This is a genomic window from Pseudoxanthomonas sp. LjRoot127 (genome assembly GCF_964253495.1).
Lineage (GTDB): Bacteria > Pseudomonadota > Gammaproteobacteria > Xanthomonadales > Xanthomonadaceae > Pseudoxanthomonas_A.
The window spans coordinates 2,819,804-2,839,453 of record NZ_CAXUQR020000001.1 but is presented as its reverse complement, the minus strand read 5'-3'; the positions used below and the strand labels follow the sequence as shown (position 1 = coordinate 2,839,453).

The 19,650-nt window shown below is 69.2% G+C and carries 26 protein-coding genes; 14 read left to right on the top strand and 12 right to left on the bottom strand.

Features of this window, described 5'->3' with window-relative positions; translation table 11 throughout:
* Window positions 1-5: 5 nt before the first annotated feature.
* Window positions 6-749, bottom strand: coding sequence for an SDR family oxidoreductase (locus ACSQ19_RS13250; RefSeq protein ID WP_435997568.1), 744 nt, complete (start codon window positions 747-749; stop codon window positions 6-8).
* Window positions 750-846: 97 nt separating this feature from the next.
* On the opposite strand from ACSQ19_RS13250, the gene ACSQ19_RS13245 reads away from it, so the two are divergent.
* Together ACSQ19_RS13245 and ACSQ19_RS13240 are read left to right on the top strand one after the other, a co-directional pair.
* Window positions 847-1,770 carry an AraC family transcriptional regulator gene (locus tag ACSQ19_RS13245; RefSeq protein WP_435997566.1) on the top strand — a complete coding sequence of 308 codons (924 nt, stop codon included), beginning with the start codon at window positions 847-849 and terminating at the stop codon, window positions 1,768-1,770.
* Window positions 1,771-1,780: 10 nt separating this feature from the next.
* Complete coding sequence (locus ACSQ19_RS13240) at window positions 1,781-3,025, top strand: cation:proton antiporter (protein ID WP_296280879.1); 1,245 nt, start codon at window positions 1,781-1,783, stop codon at window positions 3,023-3,025.
* Window positions 3,026-3,043: 18 nt separating this feature from the next.
* On the opposite strand, the gene ACSQ19_RS13235 is transcribed toward ACSQ19_RS13240, so the two are convergent.
* On the bottom strand, window positions 3,044-3,946 hold the full coding sequence (locus ACSQ19_RS13235; protein ID WP_435997563.1) for a LysR family transcriptional regulator: 903 nt from the start codon (window positions 3,944-3,946) through the stop codon (window positions 3,044-3,046).
* A 127-nt stretch (window positions 3,947-4,073) separates the two neighbouring features.
* Between ACSQ19_RS13235 and ACSQ19_RS13230 the strand changes: the two genes are divergently transcribed.
* Window positions 4,074-4,838 (top strand): SDR family NAD(P)-dependent oxidoreductase, encoded by a 765-nt coding sequence (locus ACSQ19_RS13230; protein WP_435997561.1) that lies wholly within the window; start codon window positions 4,074-4,076, stop codon window positions 4,836-4,838.
* 188 nt (window positions 4,839-5,026) lie between these two features.
* On the opposite strand, the gene ACSQ19_RS13225 is transcribed toward ACSQ19_RS13230, so the two are convergent.
* The gene (locus tag ACSQ19_RS13225) at window positions 5,027-5,455 is read right to left on the bottom strand and encodes a VOC family protein (protein WP_435997559.1); all 429 of its coding nucleotides are present in this window, start codon (window positions 5,453-5,455) and stop codon (window positions 5,027-5,029) included.
* Window positions 5,456-5,627: 172 nt separating this feature from the next.
* On the opposite strand from ACSQ19_RS13225, the gene ACSQ19_RS13220 reads away from it, so the two are divergent.
* From ACSQ19_RS13220 to ACSQ19_RS13180, 9 genes are all read left to right on the top strand, one after another.
* Window positions 5,628-7,721: a catalase gene (locus ACSQ19_RS13220; protein WP_435997557.1), complete on the top strand. Its 2,094-nt coding sequence runs from the start codon at window positions 5,628-5,630 to the stop codon at window positions 7,719-7,721.
* Window positions 7,722-7,751: 30 nt separating this feature from the next.
* The gene (locus ACSQ19_RS13215) at window positions 7,752-8,210 is read left to right on the top strand and encodes a hemerythrin domain-containing protein (RefSeq protein ID WP_435997554.1); all 459 of its coding nucleotides are present in this window, start codon (window positions 7,752-7,754) and stop codon (window positions 8,208-8,210) included.
* A 43-nt stretch (window positions 8,211-8,253) separates the two neighbouring features.
* On the top strand, window positions 8,254-9,474 hold the full coding sequence (locus tag ACSQ19_RS13210; RefSeq protein ID WP_435997552.1) for a helix-turn-helix domain-containing protein: 1,221 nt from the start codon (window positions 8,254-8,256) through the stop codon (window positions 9,472-9,474).
* 31 nt (window positions 9,475-9,505) lie between these two features.
* Complete coding sequence (locus ACSQ19_RS13205) at window positions 9,506-10,171, top strand: glutamine cyclotransferase (RefSeq protein ID WP_435997550.1); 666 nt, start codon at window positions 9,506-9,508, stop codon at window positions 10,169-10,171.
* Between the two features lie 113 nt (window positions 10,172-10,284).
* The gene (locus ACSQ19_RS13200) at window positions 10,285-11,049 is read left to right on the top strand and encodes a DUF899 domain-containing protein (protein ID WP_296280864.1); all 765 of its coding nucleotides are present in this window, start codon (window positions 10,285-10,287) and stop codon (window positions 11,047-11,049) included.
* Window positions 11,050-11,060: 11 nt separating this feature from the next.
* Window positions 11,061-11,684 (top strand): hypothetical protein, encoded by a 624-nt coding sequence (locus tag ACSQ19_RS13195; protein WP_435997548.1) that lies wholly within the window; start codon window positions 11,061-11,063, stop codon window positions 11,682-11,684.
* A 106-nt stretch (window positions 11,685-11,790) separates the two neighbouring features.
* Entirely contained in the window at window positions 11,791-12,228 is a 438-nt protein-coding gene (locus ACSQ19_RS13190) for a hypothetical protein (protein WP_435997546.1), read from the top strand.
* A gap of 13 nt (window positions 12,229-12,241) precedes the next feature.
* Window positions 12,242-12,682 carry a 3-dehydroquinate dehydratase gene (locus tag ACSQ19_RS13185; RefSeq protein ID WP_296280858.1) on the top strand — a complete coding sequence of 147 codons (441 nt, stop codon included), beginning with the start codon at window positions 12,242-12,244 and terminating at the stop codon, window positions 12,680-12,682.
* Window positions 12,663-12,893, top strand: coding sequence for a hypothetical protein (locus ACSQ19_RS13180; RefSeq protein WP_296280856.1), 231 nt, complete (start codon window positions 12,663-12,665; stop codon window positions 12,891-12,893). Before ACSQ19_RS13185 ends, ACSQ19_RS13180 begins: the two co-directional genes overlap by 20 nt.
* Before the next feature lie 488 nt (window positions 12,894-13,381).
* Here ACSQ19_RS13180 and ACSQ19_RS13175 read toward each other — a convergent pair whose 3' ends face one another.
* On the bottom strand, window positions 13,382-13,759 hold the full coding sequence (locus ACSQ19_RS13175) for a hypothetical protein (protein ID WP_435997544.1): 378 nt from the start codon (window positions 13,757-13,759) through the stop codon (window positions 13,382-13,384).
* Window positions 13,760-13,846: 87 nt separating this feature from the next.
* Window positions 13,847-14,338, bottom strand: a complete 492-nt coding sequence (locus tag ACSQ19_RS13170; protein ID WP_296280852.1) for a pyridoxamine 5'-phosphate oxidase family protein — start codon at window positions 14,336-14,338, stop codon at window positions 13,847-13,849.
* 209 nt (window positions 14,339-14,547) lie between these two features.
* Between ACSQ19_RS13170 and ACSQ19_RS13165 the strand changes: the two genes are divergently transcribed.
* Both ACSQ19_RS13165 and ACSQ19_RS13160 read left to right on the top strand, forming a co-directional pair.
* Window positions 14,548-14,907: a glycine zipper 2TM domain-containing protein gene (locus ACSQ19_RS13165; RefSeq protein ID WP_296280850.1), complete on the top strand. Its 360-nt coding sequence runs from the start codon at window positions 14,548-14,550 to the stop codon at window positions 14,905-14,907.
* 256 nt (window positions 14,908-15,163) lie between these two features.
* Window positions 15,164-15,346 carry a hypothetical protein gene (locus ACSQ19_RS13160; protein ID WP_296280848.1) on the top strand — a complete coding sequence of 61 codons (183 nt, stop codon included), beginning with the start codon at window positions 15,164-15,166 and terminating at the stop codon, window positions 15,344-15,346.
* Between the two features lie 18 nt (window positions 15,347-15,364).
* Here ACSQ19_RS13160 and ACSQ19_RS13155 read toward each other — a convergent pair whose 3' ends face one another.
* The 7 genes from ACSQ19_RS13155 to ACSQ19_RS13125 form a co-directional block, all read right to left on the bottom strand.
* Entirely contained in the window at window positions 15,365-15,700 is a 336-nt protein-coding gene (locus tag ACSQ19_RS13155; RefSeq protein WP_435997540.1) for a thioredoxin family protein, read from the bottom strand.
* Entirely contained in the window at window positions 15,697-16,098 is a 402-nt protein-coding gene (locus ACSQ19_RS13150) for a host attachment family protein (protein ID WP_296280842.1), read from the bottom strand. Before ACSQ19_RS13150 ends, ACSQ19_RS13155 begins: the two co-directional genes overlap by 4 nt.
* Window positions 16,099-16,181: 83 nt before the next feature.
* Window positions 16,182-16,934, bottom strand: coding sequence for a glycine zipper family protein (locus ACSQ19_RS13145; protein ID WP_436000978.1), 753 nt, complete (start codon window positions 16,932-16,934; stop codon window positions 16,182-16,184).
* A gap of 622 nt (window positions 16,935-17,556) precedes the next feature.
* On the bottom strand, window positions 17,557-18,696 hold the full coding sequence (locus ACSQ19_RS13140; protein ID WP_299341413.1) for a sensor histidine kinase: 1,140 nt from the start codon (window positions 18,694-18,696) through the stop codon (window positions 17,557-17,559).
* An 89-nt stretch (window positions 18,697-18,785) separates the two neighbouring features.
* Window positions 18,786-19,070 (bottom strand): hypothetical protein, encoded by a 285-nt coding sequence (locus ACSQ19_RS13135; protein WP_435997537.1) that lies wholly within the window; start codon window positions 19,068-19,070, stop codon window positions 18,786-18,788.
* A gap of 31 nt (window positions 19,071-19,101) precedes the next feature.
* Window positions 19,102-19,296 (bottom strand): hypothetical protein, encoded by a 195-nt coding sequence (locus tag ACSQ19_RS13130; protein ID WP_296280813.1) that lies wholly within the window; start codon window positions 19,294-19,296, stop codon window positions 19,102-19,104.
* A 9-nt stretch (window positions 19,297-19,305) separates the two neighbouring features.
* On the bottom strand, window positions 19,306-19,491 hold the full coding sequence (locus ACSQ19_RS13125; RefSeq protein ID WP_299341407.1) for a hypothetical protein: 186 nt from the start codon (window positions 19,489-19,491) through the stop codon (window positions 19,306-19,308).
* Between the last annotated feature and the right edge of the window lie 159 nt (window positions 19,492-19,650).

Genomic DNA, 19,650 nt, shown 5'->3' with positions numbered 1-19,650 from the left:
CACGCTCAGCGCGCGGCCGCCAGCGCCACGGCATCCGCGCCTGCGGGGAAGCGCAGGTGCCCGCTGGCGTCATGGACCGCGGCCCAGACCGCCTGCGCGACATCGGTTTCCAGGGTGAAGGCACTGGCATCGGTGAAGCCCGCGAATACGTCCTGCGCATAACGTCCATACGCTTCGGGCACCAACCCGCGCATGCGCTCCTCGCCGTTCGCCGCGAAGCGCGTAGTGGGTGCATAGCCGGGTTCTACCAGGCGCACCGCCACATCGAACGCGCCCAGCTCGTGCGCGAGCGATGCCGTGAATCCTTCGATCGCCGTCTTGCTTGCGGTGTAGGCGGCCACCAGCGGCATCGGCGCCAGGGTGGCGCTGGACGTGACGTTGACGATGGTGCCAGCGCGCCGCGCCCGGAACGCAGGAATCACCGCCTGCACCATCGCCATCGTGCCGAACGTGTTGGTCTCGAAGATCTCGCGCACGGTCGACATCGGCGTCGCCTCGAACGCGCCGAACAGTCCCAACCCCGCGTTGTTGACCAGCACGTCCAGCGGGCCTGCCGCCTCAAGGGCGATGGCGATGCTTTCGGGCTCAGTGACATCCAGCGCCAGCACGCGCACGCGCTCGTCGCTGGGCAGCAGTTCGGGGCGCGGCGTGCGCATGGTGGCGATCACGCGCCAGCCCTGGGCATGGAAGTGGCGGGCGGTCTGCAGGCCGTAGCCGGAGGAGCAGCCGGTGATGAGGATGGTCTTCATGGGTGACGTCCCGGGTGGTTGAACAGGCCGCCACGATAGGCGAGCATCCCCGGACGCTCCATTACATTCCGTCCACCATTCTTCTCGGATCGTCCGGATGTCCGACCCCCTCTCCGACATCGTCCGCCTGCTGCGGCCCCACGCGGCATTCTCCAAGGGCATCAGCGCCGCCGGCCGCTGGGCCGTGCGCTACGCCACCTTCGGCGAGCCCAGCTTCTGCATCGTCCAGCAGGGCCGGTGCGTGCTGGCGGTCGACGGCGAAGAGCCGATCACGCTGCAAGCCGGCGATTTCGTGCTACTGCCGGCCACACCGGGCTTCCTGCTCTCCGATGGCCAAACGCAGCTGCCCGCCCATATCGATCCCACCCGCGATCCACTGCCCGACCGCGACGTCCGCCATGGCCGCCAGGACGGTCCGCCGGATGTGCGATTGCTGGGCGGCTGGTTCTGCTTCGAATCGCATGAGCCTGCGCTGCTCGCCTCGCTGCTGCCCACCCTGGTGCACGTGCGCGGCGTACCGCGGCTGTCGAACGTCGTGACCCTGTTGAGCGATGAAGCGGACCACGACTGGCCGGGGCGCGCCGTGGTGCTGTCGCGACTGGTGGATCTGCTGCTGGTCGAATCCCTGCGCGCCACGCCGGGTGCGTCCGCTCCTCCGGGCCTCCTGCGTGGCCTGGCCGATGCGCGCCTGGCACCGTCGCTGCGCGAGCTGCACGCACGTCCGGCCCATGCGTGGACCGTCGAGCAGTTGGCACAGCGTGCCGCGTTGTCGCGATCTGCCTACTTCGAACGATTCAGCCGTGCGCTGGGCGTGGCACCGATGACTTACCTGCTCGCATGGCGGATGGCGCTGGCCCGCGCGTTGCTGCGTGAGGGCCACGCCAGCGTGGCCGAGGCGGCCGAACACGTGGGCTACCGCTCGGTGAGCACCTTCAGCATGGCGTTCCATCGCCACACCGGCCTGCCACCGCGTCGTTACGCCCGCCAGTACCCGGCGACAGCGCGCGCGGAGCGCGGCTAACATCGCCGCCATGGCCGACCTTACCGCTCTCGCCCTCGACGCCCTGATCTTCATCGGCCTGGCCTGGGCTACGTGGCGGCTGCTGGCGCGCTCGATCCCGATCGCCGTCATCCCTATCATCATCGGCCTGCTGCTGGCGGCCACCGGCGTGCTGCCCGCGGACTGGGGCGTGCCGTCGAAGCTCGGCGACCAGATCGGCTTCCTCGGCGTGCTGCTGCTCGCCTTCACCGCCGGCCTGGAAACCCGCGAATCCGCGCATCTTCCCAGCGCGCCCAATGCCGCGCCGCTGCCGCGTGCGCAGGCGCTGCGCTTCATCGCCAGCGCCGGCATGGCGCTGCTGCTGCCCTTCGTCGCCGGCACGCTGGCGGCGCATTACTACTTCACCGGCTTGCCGGGCTGGCAGGCATCGAAGGGGGGCGCATGGATGGGCTCGCTCGCGATCGGCCTGTGCATCGCGGTCAGCGCACTGCCCGTGCTGATCGGCATCATCCGCGAACTCGGCCCGCTGCACCGCCCGCTCACCCAGATCGCCCTGCGCATCGCCGTGATCGACGACGCCGTGCTGTGGACCGGACTAGCCCTGCTGTTGCTCGCGGCGGAAGGCGGCTCACTGCTCGCCAGTGCATCACTGGTCACCGCACTCGCGATCGGCACGCTCGTGGTGCTCGCCTTCGCAGGCCGGCTGGCGCAGCGCGCGCAGGCGGTACCGCCGGCGTGGGCGATGTGGATGGCGCTGCCGCTGTTCCTCGTCGCCGGTGCATGGGCCAGTTCCCAGCTCGGCCTGCATGCGTTGCTCGGTGCGTATTTCGGCGGCGCGATGGTGCCGCCGGCCTGGTCGCGTCGCGTGCCGGTCGAACGCGTCGGCCAGATAGCCCTGATCGGCATCGCCCCCCTGTTCTTCGGCCACAGCGGTTTGAAGATCGATGGCAGCGTGCTGGGCTGGGCTTCGCTGCAGGCCTCGCTCGCGCTGCTGGTGGTGGCGGTGGCCGCCAAACTGGTCGCGGTGATCACCTGCCCGCCGTCTGCCACGCTGTCGCGCCGCGATGCGCTCGCGGTCGGCGCGCTGCTGCAATGCAAGGGCCTGATGGAAATCGTCGCGGCCACCATCCTGCGCGACAAGGGCCTGCTGTCCGAACACGCCTTCGCCGCGCTGGTCACCCTGGCCGTGTTGTCGACGCTGCTCACCGGCCCGTTCTTCCGTGCGCTGGTGAAACACCGCGCCACCGCCGACGCACGCGACCGCCAGACGGTGTAATCGCGCTACGCGTCGCGATCATGCATCCAGATAAGGCCGCGTCGTCTCCGTCAGCCACGCCATGAAGGCCTGCACGCGCTGCGGCAGGTGGCGGCGATGCGCGTACAGCAGCGTCACCGGCATCGGCTCCGCGGCGTATTGCGGCAGCACCTCCTCCAGCAGCCCCTGTTCCACCAGCGTGCGCAGGCCCGCGACCGGCGCCTGGATCAGGCCCAGGCCGGCGATGCACGCCGCTTCGTACGCATCGGAACTGTTGACCGTCAGCGCGCCTTCCATCGGCACGCTGGCGTAGCGCGTGCCGTCCCAGTATTCCCACCCATCGGGCTTGCCGCCGAACTGGCTGGAGTAATGGATCAGCCGATGCGCATGCAGATCGTCCGGCGACTGCGGCACGCCATGGCGTTGCAGGTACGCCGGGCTCGCGCAGGTCACCACGCGCAACTGGCCCAGCGGCCGCGCGATCAGACTGGTATCGGCCAGCGTGCCCACGCGCAGCACGCAATCGAAGCCTTCGCGCACGACATCGACGCGGCGGTCGGTGCAGCTCAGTTCCAGCGCGAGCTGCGGATGCTCGTGCAGGAACGCCGGCAGGTGCGGCAGCACGAAGTGCCGTGCGAAGCGCGCCGGCATGTCCACCCGCAACCGGCCGCGCAACGCCTGCGGCGAGCGCGCGAACAGGTGCTGCACCTCGTCCATGTCGGCCAGCAGGTCCTGGCAGCGCTCGTAGAAGGCCTGCCCGTCCTGGGTGAGCTGCACGCGCCGCGTGGTCCGGTGCAGCAGCTGTGTGCCCAGCCAGGCTTCCAGCTGCTGCACGGCGGTGGAGACGCTGGCCTTGGGCAGGCCCAGGCTGTCGGCGGCACGGGTGAAGCTGGCCATCTCGGCGACCCGGACGAAGGCCTGCATGGCATCGAGGCGGTTCATGGCGGCTCCGGCGATTGTTCGCTCTTGGCGAACGGTCCAATCAGTCTAAGCCGATTTATCCGCCCAATCCCGCCCAATACAGTGCCTCCACGGTGAATCCACCGCCTTCCCCGACTGGAGACCTGCCATGACCCCGACCACCTCCCCCCTCACCCTCATCACCGGCGGCAGCCGCGGCCTGGGCCGCAACATGGCGCTGGCCGTCGCCCGCCAGGGCCACGACGTGCTGATCACCTACCGCAGCCAGCAGGCGGAAGCCGAAGCCGTCGTCGCCGAGATCGAAGCCCTCGGCCAACGTGCCGCGTCGCTGCCGCTGGACGTCGGCCAGAGCGATACCTTCGACGCCTTCGCCGATGCCGTGCGTGCCCGCCTCACCGCCTGGGGCCGCGAACGTGTCGACCACCTGGTCAACAACGCCGGCATGGGCGTGCATGCGGGCTTCGCCGAAACCACGCGCGCGCAGTTCGATGCGCTGGTCGACGTGCACTTCAAGGGACCATTCTTCCTGACCCAGGCGCTGCTGCCGGTGCTCGCCGATAGCGGGCGCATCATCAACATCTCGTCCGGCCTGGCGCGCTTCGCCCTGCCCGGCTACGCGGCGTATGCGGCGATGAAGGGTGCGATGGAAGTGCTGACGCGCTACCAGGCGAAGGAACTGGGCGCGCGCGGTATCGCGGTGAACATCGTCGCGCCGGGCGCCATCGAAACCGACTTCGGCGGCGGCGCCGTGCGCGACAACGCGCAGCTCAATGCGTTCGTCGCCTCGCAGACGGCACTCGGCCGTGTCGGCGTGCCCGACGACATCGGTGGCGTGGTCGCCTCGCTGCTGTCGCCGGCCAACCGCTGGGTCAACGCGCAGCGCATCGAGGCGTCGGGTGGGATGTTTCTGTAACCCCGCGTGTGCAAGCGCCGTTCCCCTCTCCCTGCGTCAGCGGGGAGAGGGTGCCGAAGGCGGGTGAGGGGCGAACGGAACCCGCGCGAACGAAACATCCTCATGGTGTTTCCGCGTTCGGCGCTTGCCCCTCATCCGCCCTCCGGGCACCTTCTCCCCGCCTCGCGGGGAGAAGGCATCAGCAAGCCCTAGAACTCCACCTTCACCGACGCCGCACTGCGCCTCGCTTCGCCGTGGTACACCGCTTCGATGTTGTTGCCATCCGGGTCGAGCACGAACGCGCCGTAGTAGCCGGGATGGTAGTCGCGCAGGCCCGGCGCGCCGTTGTCCGTGCCGCCATGCGCCAGCGCGACCTCGTGGAAGCGATCGACCATCGCGCGATCCTGCGCCTGGAACGCGATGTGGTGGCGCCCCGTGAGCTTGCCGTCCGCCGCTTCGCTGCCGGCGGTGGAGACGAACAGCTCATCGGCCCAGAAGTAGCTCGCGTCCTCGCCGCCCATCGGAACGCCGAGCACGTCGAACACGGCGCGGTAGAAGGTCTTGCTGGCCTCCAGGTCGCGTACGACCAGCTGGATGTGGTCGATCAGGCGGCCGCGATGCAGTTCGTTGGTTTCCATTGCGTCAACTCCCGTGGACAGGGCGGCAGTGATGCCACCGGATGCGGACAGCCAGTGTCCGCGACCGTGCGTGTGCACGTCGTCAACCGCTCCTAACGCGGCCTGCACGCGGCCACGACGATGATGCGACTGGCCACCCCGAGTGGCCCCCACGTCGTCCAGGAGACCCCCGATGGCTGCGCGCAAATCCCCCGCGAAATCTTCCCCCCGCCCCACGGCCGACAACGCGGCGCGCGGCGAAGGCGGCGAACTCCACTTCAGCGCGGGCGGCAAGCATCCGCCGCTGACCACCAACCAGGGCATCCCGGTCAGCGACAACCAGAACTCGCTGCGCGCGCACGACCGCGGCCCCACGCTGCTGGAAGACTTCATCCTGCGCGAGAAGATCACCCACTTCGACCACGAGCGCATCCCCGAGCGCATCGTGCATGCACGTGGTACCGGCGCGCATGGCTACTTCGAACTGACGAAGTCGCTGAAGAAGTACACCACCGCGCGCGTGCTCACCGAAACCGGCGTGCGCACTCCCGTCTTCTGCCGCTTCTCCACGGTGGCCGGCGGCGCGGGCTCGGTCGACACGCCGCGCGACGTACGCGGGTTCGCGGTGAAGTTCTACACGCAGGAGGGCAACTGGGACCTGGTGGGCAACAACATCCCGGTGTTCTTCATCCAGGACGCGATGAAGTTCCCGGATCTGGTGCATTCGGTGAAGATGGAACCCGACCGCGGCTACCCGCAGGCCGGCAGCGCGCACGACACGTTCTGGGATTTCATCTCGCTGACACCGGAAGCCTTCCACATGATCATGTGGGCGATGAGCGACCGCACGATTCCGCGTTCGCTGCGGATGATCGAAGGCTTCGGCGTGCACAGCTTCCGCCTGCTGGATGCCAAGGGCAACAGCACCTTCGTCAAGTTCCACTGGCGGCCCAAGCTGGGCATCCAGTCGACCGTCTGGGACGAGGCGGTGAAGCTGCAGGCCGCCGACAACGACTTCCACCGCCGCGACCTGTTCGAGGCCATCCAGAAGGGCGACTTCCCGGAGTGGGAGCTGGCCGTGCAGCTGTTCAGCGAAGAACAGGCGGACGCCTTCCCGTTCGATCATCTCGATCCCACCAAGCTGATTCCCGAAGAGCTCGTGCCGCTGACCGTGATCGGCCGCATGGTGCTGGACCGCTGGCCCGACAACTTCTTCGCCGAAACCGAGCAGGTCGCCTACTGTCCGGCCAACATCGTGCCCGGCATCGACTTCAGCAATGATCCGCTGCTGCAGGGCCGTCTGTTCTCGTACCTCGACACGCAACTCTCGCGCCTGGGCGGGCCCAACTTCCACCAGATCCCGGTGAATGCGCCGAAGTGTCCCTTCGCCAACCTGCAGCGCGACGGCCACATGCAGATGCAGGTGCCGAGGGGACGGGTGAACTACGAACCCAGCAGCCTGCAGCCGGATACACCGCGCGAAACGCCGACCGGGTTCCGCAGCCATGCCAGCGTCGCCGACGGCCGCAAGGGACGCGTGCGGCCGGAGAGATTCGCCGACCACTACAGCCAGGCGCGGCTGTTCTTCCGCAGTCAGACCGCGCCGGAGCAGGCGCACATGGCGGGCGCGCTGGTGTTCGAACTTTCGAAAGTGGAAACCCCGCACGTGCGCGAGGCCATCGTCGGGCACCTGCGCCATGTCGATGCGGACCTGGCCAAGCGCGTCGCCGACGGCCTGGGCCTGGACGCGCTGCCGCCCGCACCGCCGACCCCCGTGAAGCCACAGGACATGCCACCGTCGCCCGCGCTGCAGATCATCGGCAAGATGAAGCCGACCCTGCAGGGCCGCTGCGTGGGGATCCTGGTGGACGATGGCTCGGATGCGGCGACGATCGCCGCACTGCGCAAGGCGGCGGAAGCCGATGGCGCACAGGTCAAGATCGTCGCGCCGAAGATCGGCGGTGCGACACTCGGCAACGGCAAGCGACTGCCGGCGGACGGGCAACTCGCCGGCACGCCGTCGATGGTGTTCGATGCCGTGGCCGTCGTGCTGTCGGACGCCGCAGGCAAGGCCATGGCGGCCGAGGCCGCCGCGGTCGATTGGGTCCGTGATGCGTTCGGCCACCTGAAGGCGATCGCGCACGACGACGGCGCGTCGGCCGTTATCCAGGCAGCCGGCATCGGCAAGGACGCCGGCGTGGTGAAGGCGTCGGACACGGCCGCCTTCGTCAAGGCCGCACGCACCCGCCAGTTCGCGCGCGAACCCAAGGTGCGTACCCTGCCCTGACCTTCCCAGCCCTCCGCCAGGTCATCACCCATGCCCGAGACCATCTACGACGCCCTGCACGAAAGCCATGAAACCCAGCGCTCGCTGTGCCGCCGCCTGCTGCGCTCCAAGCCGGGCACGCGCGAACGGCTGGACCTGTTCACCGCGCTGCGCATCGAGCTGGCCGCGCACGCGGCGGCGGAGGAGCGCTTCCTCTACGTGCCGATCCTCATGGACGACCGCGGCCTGGACTCCTCGCGGCACGCGCTGCACGAACACCACGAGATCGACGAACTGGTCGAGGACCTCCAGTCCCTGGACCCGCGCCACGCGGCCTGGTTGAAGAAGGCGCGCGAGCTGTCGGAGAAGGTGCATCACCACCTGCGCGAAGAGGAGAAGAAGTTCTTCCAGGTCTCCGGCAAGATCCTGACGGCAACGAAGAAGACGCAGCTGGCACGCCAGTACCGTCGCGACCATGCGCGCATGCACAAGGAGCTGGAAGCGGAGTAACCCGGCCCGCGACGGCGACCGCACCACGCGGTAGGCTGCGGGCATGGACTCGCTGATCGCCGCCGCCGGCCGCGCCCTGACCGCCGGCGATGTGCTGGGCGCGCTCAAGCACGTGGGCTGGCGCGACGATCCGGCGGCACTGGCGTTGCGCGGCGTCGCCATGGCGCAGCTGGGCGACTATGCGCGTGCGCGCGACCTGCTGCGGCGCGCCACGCGCGGCTTCGGTCCGCGCGAGCCGCTGGCCCGCGCCCGCTGCATGGTGGCCGAAGCGGAGGTGGCGCTGGCCCTGCGCGATTTCGCCGCCGCGCCACAGCGGCTGGAAGACGCCGCGCAGGCGCTGGCCGCGCGCGGGGACCGCGCCAACGCGCTGCATGCACGACTGATCGCACTGCGCCGGCACCTGCTGCTGGGCCGGCTGGACGCGGCACGCACCACGCTGGACGCGCTCGATCTCGAGGGCGCACCCGCTGCGCACCATGCCCTGGCTGCGCTCGCCGCCGCCGAGATCGCCCTGCGCTCGCTGCGCACGCGCGAGGCGCGGCTGTCGCTGCAGCGCGCAGAAGCGGCCGCAGGGCATGCGGGCATTCCCGCACTGTCCGCCGAGATCGCACAGCTCCGGGCGAGCCTGCAGCGCCCCGCCGCGCGCATCCTGCACGCCGGCCACGAACAGCCCGTGACACTGGACGAGGTCGAAGCCCTGCTTGCCTCCGGCACGCTGGTGGTCGATGCCCTGCGCCACACGGTACGCGATGCCCACGGCGCGGCATCGCTCGCGCGGCGGCCGGTACTGTTCGCGCTGTTGCATGTGCTTGCCGCCGCGTGGCCGGGCGATGTCGACCGCAACACCCTGATCGCGCGCGTATTCCGCACGCGTCATCCCGACGAAACGCACCGCGCGCGCCTGCGGGTGGAGATCGGACGCCTGCGCCGCCTGCTCGCGCCGTTCGCCGACCTCGCCGCCAGCGCGCAGGGCTTCCAGTTGTCGCCGCATGGCGCGCGCAACGTCGTGGTGCTGGCGCCTCCTGTCGATGGCGAACAGGGGGCGCTGCACGGGCTGCTTGCCGACGGCATGGCGTGGTCCACCTCGGCGCTGGCCCTGGCCACCGGCGACAGCCAGCGTTCGGTGCAGCGCGCGCTCGCCGACATGGAAGCCGCGGGCCAGGTGCGCGCGATCGGTCGCGCGCGCGCGCGGCGCTGGGTGGCGCAGCCGCTGGTCGGATTCACGACGATCTTGTTACTCCCCGCCTCGCCGTCGTCTGCGTAGATTGGCCCCGTCGCCCAACCAGAAGCCCGCCATGAACGACACACCGCGCCACGCAGTCCACGTCAGTCCTGCTGAAATCGCCCGCGAATACGGCCCCTTCGAAACGAGCCAGGGCGTGGCGGGCGTCACCTACGACGGCCACCATGTCTGGGCCGCCACCGGCGAGCGGCTGATCGCCATCGATCCGGCCGGCGGCGGGATCGCGCGCAGCCTGCCGCGTGCGGCCGATGCCGGCACCGCGTTCGACGGCACCCACCTGTACCAACTCGCCGAAGCGCGCATCGACAAGATCGATCCCGCCACCGGTGCGGTGCTGGCCTCGATTCCTGCCCCGGGCCAGGGCGGCGACTCCGGCATGGCCTGGGCCGACGGCAGCCTGTGGGTGGGCCAGTACCGCGAACGCCGCATCGTGCAGATCGACCCGGCCACCGGCACGGTGCTGCGCACGCTCGAATCCGACCGTTTCGTCACCGGCATCAGCTGGGTCGACGGCGAGCTGTGGCATGGCACCTGGGAAGGCGACGACAGCGACCTGCGCCGCGTCGATCCGGCTGATGGACGCGTGCTCGAACGTCTGGAACTGCCGGCCGGCGTCCATGTCAGCGGCCTGGAATCCGACGGCGGCGACCTGTTCTATTGCGGCGGCGGTCGCAGCGGCCTGGTGCGCGCCGTGAAGCGGCCCGCGCGCACCGCCTGATCGCGCGCCGCACCCGCCCCCGCGCCCTCTTGTCCTTCATCCCCCCGATGCCCCGCGGCATCGGCGCGGGCAGGCATGCCCGCGCGCCCCTTCCCACCTCGATGGAGTCTTCCATGGACATGCCCGCACACCCTGCACACCCCGTCGCCACCCGAGATGCATGGCGCATCGCCCGCCTCGCCCTGCTCGCGCGCGAGAAGGAACTCACCCGCCTGCACGACGAGGTCGCGCGAGAACGCCGCGCACTGCCCTGGGTCCGTGTGGAGACCCCCTATGTGTTCGACACACCGCAAGGCACGCGCACGCTGGCCGAGCTGTTCGAGGGCCGCCGCCAGCTGATGGTGCAGCACTTCATGTTCGCGCCGGGCTGGGAACAGGGTTGCAAGAGCTGCTCCTTCATGGCCGACCACCACGCCGGTGCGCTCACGCACCTCGCCCAGCGCGACCTCACCCTGGTCGCGGTCTCGCGCGCACCGCTGGCCGATATCGACGCCTTCCGCCGGCGCATGGGGTGGACATTCCCGTGGGTATCCTCGCATCGCACCTCGTTCAACCACGACTTCGGCGTGAACTTCAGCCAGGAGGACATGTCGCGCGGCGCCGTGGACTACAACTACAAGCGGCAGCCCTTCCCGCACGAGGAAGCCCCCGGCATCAGCGTGTTCGTGCGCGACGACGAAGGCCACGTCTTCCATGCCTACTCGCGCTACGGGCGCGGTGTGGAAGCGATGATGCACACCTACGCCCTGCTCGACCTGGCGCCGTTCGGCCGCGGTGAAGAGGGCGATGCCTACCCGATGGCCTGGGTGCGCCACCACGACCGCTACGACACCACGCCCGCCACCGCGTCCGGCGGATGCTGTGCCGCGAAACCCTGAGTCGACGCGCCATGCCGTTGCCCGATGCCTGGTGGCCCTGGCTCAGCATCGCCGGTCTGGGCGTGGTGCATGGCCTGAGTCCGGCGAATGGCTGGCTGTTCGTCGCGGCCATCGCCGCCGATTCCGGCGATGCGCACGACGTACGGCGCGCCCTGCTGCCCATCGCCATCGGGCACGCACTGTCGGTGGGGCTGGTCGTGGTGGTGGTGATGCAGGGCATCAGGCTGCCGCAGCAGCACCTGCTCGCCTTGGCGGGGAGCGGCCTGCTGGTCTTCGCGGCATGGAGACACGTCGTGCGCCCACGCGCTGCCGCTCGCCATGCCGCCCCTCGATCGCACGCGGGACTCGCCGCCTGGTCCTGCCTCATGGGCACCGCGCACGGCAGCGGCCTGATGCTGGTGCCGGCGCTGATGCCACTGTGCATGACGGACGGACCTGCGCGCGCCATCAGCGCCACCGGATCGGTTGCGTTGATGCTGACGGCAGTGGCCGTGCATCTGCTGGCGATGCTCGTGGCAACGCAGGTCGCCGCCGCTGGCCTCTGTCGCGGCCTTCGTTGCCGCGCGCGCTCGACGGACGCTGCCCGCACGCTGCTGCTCGGCCTGACGGGCGTGATGCTGATCGCGCAGCCCTGAAACGCTACGCGTTCTTTACGCGCCTGTCTCGGGAACGCATGGCGACGTTACGCACCACGGGCCTATCGTGACCACACCGCACACGCCGTGCGTCACGAACCGCTCCATGTCCATCCTGATCCTGCGCGGCCCGCATGCCGCGCTCCCCGACGTTCCCCTCCTCGACCGCCCGCTGCTTGAACGTGCGAACGCCGTCGGCCAGTCATTGCGCTGTCGCGCCTTCGCCAGTGTCCGCCAGTTGGTTAGCGGCCTGCGACGCGCGCGCCGCGAGCGAACCGACCTGCTGCTGCTCGACGTCGGCGACCTGGCGATGCACGACGCAGCCCAGAGCCGTGCCGTGCGCGACGCACTCGACGGCCTGCCTGCACCCTATATCGAAGTGCACGACGACGCCTCGCGCGTGCTGGAACCTCGCGTACAGCCCCAGCATGCACCGCTGGTGACCGTGATCCTGCGCAACGATCTCCCGCGTGCCTACGCGATGGCGCTGGACATCGCACTGCGTCGCCTGCATCCCGCCCCTGCGGAGACCCTCCATGCCTGAGCCGGAGCCCCTCATGTCCATCCTCGTCATCCGCGGCCCCGAACGCCACGACGCCCTCACGTCAGCCCCGCCGCCGTTGCCACCGTCGGTGCTCGGCGCGCTGGTGCAGCGCGCCGGCTGCGCTGGGCAGACGCTCGCCGTCCGCAGTTGCAGCTCCACCACCGAGGTCCTCACCGCCTTGCGTCTGGCCAACGAGTGGGGCGTACGCGCCACGCTGCTCGACCCCGGCGCGCTCACCGACCATCCGCTGTTGCAGCGCGCGGTGCAGGGTCTGGCCCATCCGTACGTGGAGGTCCACGACACGCTCGATGAAGGCGCCCTGCCCGCCGCCACCGGCCGCCGCCTCGCGGTCGTCGATGGCTACGGTGCGCGCAGTTACGCCTTGGCGCTGGAAATCGCGCTCGAGCAACTGGGCTGCACGGAATGCGAGTGCGATGTGCACGTCGGCACCTGACGCAGACGCTCGCGCATCCGTTCGCCGCTATTTCGCCGACTATGAGGTGTACGAAGGCGGACACTGCATCGCCTGGGGCCAGGTGGCGGCGCAGGTAGACGGCGGGGTGGCATCGGCCGACGCCATCGTGGCGACATTGCGCGAGGACGCTGCGCGCCAGCACGACGCGACGCCTGGCGCTATCCGGCTGCGTTGCGTGTGCCGGCTGTGATCGCGCACGCGAGACAGCGAATGTTCACCTGCTCATGTGACGCGTCGCCCAGTTTCCGGTGTACTACACGCGCGCATTGACGCGGTCTTTGCGACCACGGCGCGACACTGCACACGTGGTCGATGCCGCAGCAGCGGCCTGCCGGATCCAGGTGAAACAGCCACGGCGGCCACAAGGGTACCGTTGTGCGAAGCCCTAGCTTCGCCCAGCTTGGCTGCAAGTGCGTCCCCGTCGAAGGATCGCTGGCGCGGTACCCTCTTCCCGAACGGATTCCCCGCTCGCCCACGCCGTCCCCTTCTCCCCGCGAGGCGGGGAGAAGGTGGCCGAAGGCCGGATGAGGGGCGAGAGCGGTACGTCAGGCATCGTGGCCGCCACCACCGCCGCCATCACGCCCACGGTGCACATCGGCACGAGCGCGGGCGCACTCCCTTCGCACTGGCGTCTGGCGCGCAGCACGCGCCGACGGCCCAGGTCAGGCGACACGCGCCTCATACGTTCGGCGGCAACGGGGTGCGCACGCGCGGCACGACATCGACCGGCAGCGCCAGCGACTGCAGCTGGCAGAACGTCGCGTCGTAGGCCGCTACCTCCTCCTGGCACTGGCACAACGCGCGGAAAGGATTGCGTGCGGACAAGGCCTGGGCGGACGCGCGCAAGCGGTCGCCGTCGGGATGGGTCTGCACCAGCGCGGCAACCCACACGGTGAGGGCTTCCAACTGGCCGGTGGTGCGGGCGTCGCTGGCGTCCAGGCGGTCCAGCAGGGTGTGCAGATGATGCTGGAATACGACAACATGGGGCAGGTATCCTCGGGTGATTACCGTCGCCTGGCCCCTGTTCCAGCGTATCGGTCTCCCTACGTCACGCACGCCCTACCTGCATCCGGCCACGCGGAAACGGCCGGAGTCATGTGCCGTTCGGGGACACATGACGTCCGGCCTATGCGCGGTGTCGTATCAGCCGCGCAGATCGACGTCGGCGACCTTGTCCTGGTAATCCTCCTTGGGATCGACGCCGAACAGCAGCTTCACGCCCGCAAGCAGGCTGTGCTCGTTGAGCCAGATTTCCGCATGCTCGGCATCGAAACGCAGCAGCGCCAGTTTCGGATCATCCTTGCCGTCCTCGTACCACGCGGCGATGAAGGGGTTCCACAAGCGCTCGATCACCGCACGGTCATCGTCGCGCACCAGCGAGCCCTGCAGGCTGGCGAACAGGTCATGTCCCATCGACGCGAACGCGGCCACGGCGCGCTGCGGTGATGCGGTGCGCTGCGCCAGCAGGTTGTCGGTGGAGGTGAAGATCCACAACGGACCCCGACCCTCGTGCTCCAGCAGCGCCGTCATCGGACGCGTGTGGCCATCTTCGGCCCCATCCAGGCCGATCATCATCGTGCGATCGGACTTGACCGCTTTCCACAACTTCTTCTCGAGTTCTTCAGGGGTATGCATCGCGTGGCGTCCAGGTCGGTGAAGCCCCGACGCTAGGCGCAGGGCCGTGGTGCCGGCGTCAACGCAGGCACCAGCCGTCAGCGCGGCGTCATGTTTGTCGTGCAGGCGTCACGGATGGTTCGCTGGTGCATGAACGGCACCGCGCGATTTCACCCGCCGTTCGCGACGCCCCGCGCAGCCTCACCCTGCAACCCCACAGGAGACCCGCCATGACCACCTCCCGTTACCTGCTCTCGCTCGGCCTGCTGTCGGTGATGTCCGCCGCTGCCGCGCAGAACTATGGTCCGCAGGATGAAGGCCGCCGCTTCAGCGACGGCAGCAAGGTCGAATGCCGCAACGTCGAAGTGCAGAAGAACACCCGCGATCCGAACCGCGTCGCCGGTACGGCCATCGGCGCCGTCGTCGGCGGCCTGCTCGGCAACCAGATCGGCAGCGGCAACGGCAAGAAAGTCGCCACGGTCGGCGGCGCCGTCGCCGGCGGCGCGATCGGCCGCAAGGTGCAGGGCAACAGCCAAGAGACGAAGGGCGACCGCATCGTCGAACGTCGTTGTGAGCGCGTCTATCGCTGACGGCGGTGCGCAACGCCTGAGGTGCCCGCCGGGCGCCTGCGGAGACGAGGCCGCAGGCGCCTTTTTCTGTTCGGCATTTCCGCCACCGCTCGGGCGCCGGGCTGACTAGCCGCGGAGTCCGCGCGCACGCTCGAGCGCGTTGCGTGTTGCGCGTTGTGCCGCGCCTCCCATGCGATCTGACCGAACATCACTACCTCACCCTGCCATCACCGCCGATGGCATGGAATCGACGTCCCTCCACCGCGCGAGTGATCCCATGACGCCCGGCACGCGTTCCAACCCGCACAGCGATGGCGAGAAGGCGAACACGCCCGACAAGCACCGCAACGATGATGCGACGTGGAAAGACCACGATCAGCCCGACATCCCGCACGAGGAGAAGACACCCCGCGATCCCGGACGCGATTACCCGGACGCGCGCGATACGGTGCCGCGCTGATCCCTGGCTGCCGTTTCGTCAGCGATCGGGCGGTGATGCGACCGCGAGTGCATCATGCAGGGCGTCCGCCGTGACCGGCCGAACGGCGCGCGCGCGCTCCTGACCCTGTTCCAGCAGCACGAGCGTGGGCCACAGGCGCACACCGAATGCGCGCCCGAGCGGCCGACCCTTGCCGTCTTCCACCTTGAGATGGGTCAGGCCCGGCATGCGCGCGATCACGTCGCGGATCGCGGCCTGCGCGCCCTGGCAGTGTCCGCACCAGGGCGCACCGAACTCCAGCAGCACCCTGCCCGGCATCGCCTCCACCGCGCTGCGCGTCGGCTCGGTGGGCAGGTAGTCCGCGCGGTAGGTCATGCCGCGGCGAGCGCCTGTTCGATGGCATCCAGGCGCGTGTTGGTCAGGTCCTTGCCGATCTCCGCCACGATGCGCTGCGTGGTTTCCTTGTGCAGCAACGGCCGCATGCGGCCGAGGGTGACCGGATCGGCGACTAGCACCAGGTGGTCGTACTGCTGCCGCAACGCGCCGGAGTTCAGCCCTTTCGCGAGTTGCTTGGCGAACGTGGCTTCGTCGATCTGCCGGCTGGACGACTCGCCCGGCATGCTGCCGGCGGGGCCGTCGTCGTCCAGGTTCATCAATTCGAGCAGGTCGTACTGGTGCAGCGACACCGTGCCGTTCTCGCCGCGGTTGCGGAACAGGCGCGCGCCCTCGCCGTCGGCCACGACAACCAGGGCGTCGGTGGGTAATGCCTTCATGGGATGACTCTCCTTGTGCAAATACAGGTCAGGCAGGCGCCGCGCCTCCGCAAGGAAGACGCGGCGCGATGCGGGTCGATGAATCAGTGCGGCCGCTGGCGGTCGAGCGTGAACGCGTCGGCGACGGCGTGCTTGGCGCGCTCCCACGTCAGGCGCGAGCCGGCGCGGGCGCGATCCCAACCGCGTTCCAGATCGCTGGCAAGGCTGTCGTCCCACTCGCGGTCGGCGTACTGCGCGCGGGCATAGGTGCCGTAGCGATAGGCCGAGCGGTAGTCATCGAAGTCGTCGCCGTCCTGGCGATACGGCGCGCTGTCGAAACGCTGCGCGAACTGCTCATCGCTGCGCGCGTAGGCATTGTAGGTGCGGTCCGCACGCTCCCAGGCATCCTGCAGCGCCGGGCGCGCCTGCTCCCACTCCAGACGCGATTCGCCGCGACGCTCTTCCCAGCCGGACTGCAGGCGGCGCTCGGTGTCTTCCCACGACTGCTCGGGGTACTCGCCGCGGGCCACCGCGCCGGCATGGTAGACGCCCGCGTAATCGCGCTGGAAGTCGTGTTCGTCCGAATAGTAAGGACGCGTGCGCGAGGTCTCGCGCCAGTACTCGACTTCGCTGGTGGGATCCAGCCGCTCGGCGACGCCCTTGCCCGCGGCCGCGCCGATGACGGTGCCGGCGGCGGCGCCGATCAGCGTACCGATCGGTCCGAACACGGTGCCGGCCACGGCACCGGCGGCCATGCCACCGGCCACGCCGCCCACGCCCACGCCGACCGGGTGCGCGCCGGGTGCGCCGGAAAGGGGATCACGGTTTGCATCACGTTCTGAAGTATCGCGCGTCATCGTCATGTCCTTGCTGAAAGAAGTGAGGGGAAAGACCGACGCAAGCAGCGTTGCGTGCGGCGTGCAGTCGATCTTCCCCATCGCGCGTGACCATCGTGTGCACTGGCTTCAGGTTGGTGCATACAGGGCGGCAACATCTGGCGATGCGCGGGCGATGTGCGTGCGTTACGAATGCGATGTGTGCGCGTGGGTTGAGTGGGCGTGCGCTGACAGGACAGCGCCCCTCATCCGCCTTCGGCACCTTCTCCCCGTTGTCACGGGGAGAAGGAGAGCGGAGATTCGTGTGGATCGAAGGTTGCGTGGGCGTGCGCTGACGGAACAGCGCCCCTCATCCGCCTTCGGCACCTTCTTTCCCGTTGTCACGGGGAGAAGGAGAGCGGAGATTCGTGTGGATCGAAGGTTGAGTGGGCGTGCGCTGACGGGACAGCGCCCCTCATCCGCCTGCGGCACCATCTCCCCGTTGTCACGGGGAGAAGGAGAGCGGAGATTCGTGTGGATCGAAGGTTGAGTGGGCGCGCACTGACGGGACAACGCCCCTCATCCGCCTGCGGCACCTTCTCCCCGTTGTCACGGGGAGAAGGGAGCGGAGATTCTCATGTTGGTTCGACTGCTGCGCCCGGACTCACGCGGCGACGGGGGCGTCTTCCTTTTCGCGCGGCAGGCGGATGACGAAGATCGTGCGTCCGTCTTCCACGCGGGCGGTGACGTCGCCGCCGTGCGCGGAGGCGATCTCGCGCACGATGAACAGACCCAGGCCCAGGCTGGTGTGTTCACCGTGGTGGGCCTGGCGGGAGCCGCGGCGCAACGGATCGAACAACGCATTCAGGGCGTCGGTGGACAGTGCATCGCCCGCGTTGCTGACGGCGATGCAGGCACTGTCCTCGTCGCCGTCGATGGTGACGCGGATGTCGCCGCCCGCCTCGCCGTACTTTGCCGCGTTGGTGACCAGGTTGTGCACGGCCTCGCGCAGGCGGGCATCGTCGAAGTGGCCGGACGCATCGTCGCATTCGACATGCAGGGTGAGGGTGACGCCGTGCAGCGTCGTACGCAGCAGATCGACTTCGTCGCTGACGGCCGCCGCCAGGTCGCAGGGCGCACGATGCAGCGTCATGCCGGCGCCCAGCGTGCTCTTGCTGTAGTCGAGCAGGCCGTCGACCAGGCGGCTCAGTTGCACGCCCCCGTTGAGGATGCGTTCGGCCTGGCGTGCGTGCGGCGTGCCGCGGGTGCTGTCCAGCAGGAATTCCGCCGTGCCCACTACCGCAGTGAGCGGACCCCGCAGATCGTGGCCCAGTGCACCGAGGAAGACGTTGCGCCACGACTCCACCGTGCGCGAGAACTCCACCAGCGACTCGGCCACGGCCTGGTCGATGGCCTCGTTGAAGCGGACCATGTCGTCGATGGAGGTGGCCAGCAGGGCTTCATCGGCCGCCCACCGCCGCAGCACCGAGGCGCGCAAAGCGCGGTACTCGGCGATCATCTGGTTGACGCCGAACCCATCGTCCGCACGGCTGCGTCCGTGGCGGGTCGCGGCGGATTCGGGACCGGCCGGCGACGGCGCCCGCCCCTGCGACTTGGCGTGCTGCTGCTCCGAACTCTGTTCCGTCCGCAGGTCGGCCACGATCTCGCGCAGGATCAACGGAATGTCGTTGCGCAGCCGCTTGTGGTTCAGCTTCGCACCTTCAGGGGCCTGCGTGACGGCGAACTCGACGGCATCGTCGAGGATCTGCTGCGTGTTTCCCTCTATGAAATCGGCAAGTCGCATGAACACTCCGTGGGATTCCTTGTTCGTTGTGGGCTGACGGTCGTCTACGTGATTCCCCTGTCCTGGTGCGGTGTTGCGGTGGTGCGCGGTCAGTCGGCGATGCTGCGCGGCTCGCGCGGATCGTCGATGTGGACCGGATCATCCGGGGGTTGATCCGGGCCGACCGGGGTGTCGTCGGGATCGCCGGGGTCGCGCGGCATCGGCGGCCTGCCCGGATCCTCCGGCCGATACGGATCGCTCGGCGTGCCCGGCGGACTGGGCCTGCCGGGCTCGGACGGCGTGCCCGGCGGCGTGGGCTGCCCGGGCGGAGTCGGCTTGCCCGGTTCGGTGGGCGTCGGTGTGCCGTGCGCGGCGATGTCGATGCCAGGTGTCATGGCGATGCTCCTGCGCGCCGACACGGCGCGCTCACTTGTCTGAGGTGGATGCCTGCAATGCTGCCGCGATGGCCGCGTCGCCGGAGACCAGATCGGCCCAGCGCACTTCCACGCCGTTGCGGCGCCCTTTTTCCACCAGCTTCAGGCCGGCGGGGTCGATGGTCAGCGTGTAGGCCTGCTCGCCCAGGGTCAGCTCGCGGCGAAGCGGTTTGTCGAGTGGGGTCATGGTGTGTCCTCAGATCTGCGGGGGATGTCGGCGGGGTTGCCCGTCCTTCGCGCCGGGTTCGGCGGCGGGATCGTTGCGTTCGTCGTTGGTGCGCTTGCCCGGTGATTCACCGGGCACGACGTCGCCATCGGGGCGACGCTGTTCCTCGAGCGGATTGGGCGACACGCGTGTGGTGTCCCGGGTCTTGCGATCCATGGCGGGTTCCTCGCTTGCGAAGGGCCAGCCTGCGGGGAACTACGTTGACGGATCGTGAGCGTGGCGCGTGCGTTTTCAGCCTGCGGTCACGATGCATGAACAAAGCGACTGCGCGCTGAACACGCATGCACGCCGAGCACAGAATGTTGACGCGACACG

Excerpts from the sequence above, each read along its gene's own strand:
- ACSQ19_RS13250 (WP_435997568.1), bottom strand. The coding sequence starts at position 749 with ATGAAGACCATCCTCATCACCGGCTGCTCCTCCGGCTACGGCCTGCAG.
- ACSQ19_RS13245 (WP_435997566.1), top strand. The coding sequence starts at position 847 with ATGTCCGACCCCCTCTCCGACATCGTCCGCCTGCTGCGGCCCCACGCG.
- ACSQ19_RS13240 (WP_296280879.1), top strand. The coding sequence starts at position 1,781 with ATGGCCGACCTTACCGCTCTCGCCCTCGACGCCCTGATCTTCATCGGC.
- ACSQ19_RS13235 (WP_435997563.1), bottom strand. The coding sequence starts at position 3,946 with ATGAACCGCCTCGATGCCATGCAGGCCTTCGTCCGGGTCGCCGAGATG.
- ACSQ19_RS13230 (WP_435997561.1), top strand. The coding sequence starts at position 4,074 with ATGACCCCGACCACCTCCCCCCTCACCCTCATCACCGGCGGCAGCCGC.
- ACSQ19_RS13225 (WP_435997559.1), bottom strand. The coding sequence starts at position 5,455 with ATGGAAACCAACGAACTGCATCGCGGCCGCCTGATCGACCACATCCAG.
- ACSQ19_RS13220 (WP_435997557.1), top strand. The coding sequence starts at position 5,628 with ATGGCTGCGCGCAAATCCCCCGCGAAATCTTCCCCCCGCCCCACGGCC.
- ACSQ19_RS13215 (WP_435997554.1), top strand. The coding sequence starts at position 7,752 with ATGCCCGAGACCATCTACGACGCCCTGCACGAAAGCCATGAAACCCAG.
- ACSQ19_RS13210 (WP_435997552.1), top strand. The coding sequence starts at position 8,254 with ATGGACTCGCTGATCGCCGCCGCCGGCCGCGCCCTGACCGCCGGCGAT.
- ACSQ19_RS13205 (WP_435997550.1), top strand. The coding sequence starts at position 9,506 with ATGAACGACACACCGCGCCACGCAGTCCACGTCAGTCCTGCTGAAATC.
- ACSQ19_RS13200 (WP_296280864.1), top strand. The coding sequence starts at position 10,285 with ATGGACATGCCCGCACACCCTGCACACCCCGTCGCCACCCGAGATGCA.
- ACSQ19_RS13195 (WP_435997548.1), top strand. The coding sequence starts at position 11,061 with ATGCCGTTGCCCGATGCCTGGTGGCCCTGGCTCAGCATCGCCGGTCTG.
- ACSQ19_RS13190 (WP_435997546.1), top strand. The coding sequence starts at position 11,791 with ATGTCCATCCTGATCCTGCGCGGCCCGCATGCCGCGCTCCCCGACGTT.
- ACSQ19_RS13185 (WP_296280858.1), top strand. The coding sequence starts at position 12,242 with ATGTCCATCCTCGTCATCCGCGGCCCCGAACGCCACGACGCCCTCACG.
- ACSQ19_RS13180 (WP_296280856.1), top strand. The coding sequence starts at position 12,663 with ATGTGCACGTCGGCACCTGACGCAGACGCTCGCGCATCCGTTCGCCGC.
- ACSQ19_RS13170 (WP_296280852.1), bottom strand. The coding sequence starts at position 14,338 with ATGCATACCCCTGAAGAACTCGAGAAGAAGTTGTGGAAAGCGGTCAAG.
- ACSQ19_RS13165 (WP_296280850.1), top strand. The coding sequence starts at position 14,548 with ATGACCACCTCCCGTTACCTGCTCTCGCTCGGCCTGCTGTCGGTGATG.
- ACSQ19_RS13160 (WP_296280848.1), top strand. The coding sequence starts at position 15,164 with ATGACGCCCGGCACGCGTTCCAACCCGCACAGCGATGGCGAGAAGGCG.
- ACSQ19_RS13155 (WP_435997540.1), bottom strand. The coding sequence starts at position 15,700 with ATGACCTACCGCGCGGACTACCTGCCCACCGAGCCGACGCGCAGCGCG.
- ACSQ19_RS13150 (WP_296280842.1), bottom strand. The coding sequence starts at position 16,098 with ATGAAGGCATTACCCACCGACGCCCTGGTTGTCGTGGCCGACGGCGAG.
- ACSQ19_RS13145 (WP_436000978.1), bottom strand. The coding sequence starts at position 16,934 with ATGACGCGCGATACTTCAGAACGTGATGCAAACCGTGATCCCCTTTCC.
- ACSQ19_RS13140 (WP_299341413.1), bottom strand. The coding sequence starts at position 18,696 with ATGCGACTTGCCGATTTCATAGAGGGAAACACGCAGCAGATCCTCGAC.
- ACSQ19_RS13135 (WP_435997537.1), bottom strand. The coding sequence starts at position 19,070 with ATGACACCTGGCATCGACATCGCCGCGCACGGCACACCGACGCCCACC.
- ACSQ19_RS13130 (WP_296280813.1), bottom strand. The coding sequence starts at position 19,296 with ATGACCCCACTCGACAAACCGCTTCGCCGCGAGCTGACCCTGGGCGAG.
- ACSQ19_RS13125 (WP_299341407.1), bottom strand. The coding sequence starts at position 19,491 with ATGGATCGCAAGACCCGGGACACCACACGCGTGTCGCCCAATCCGCTC.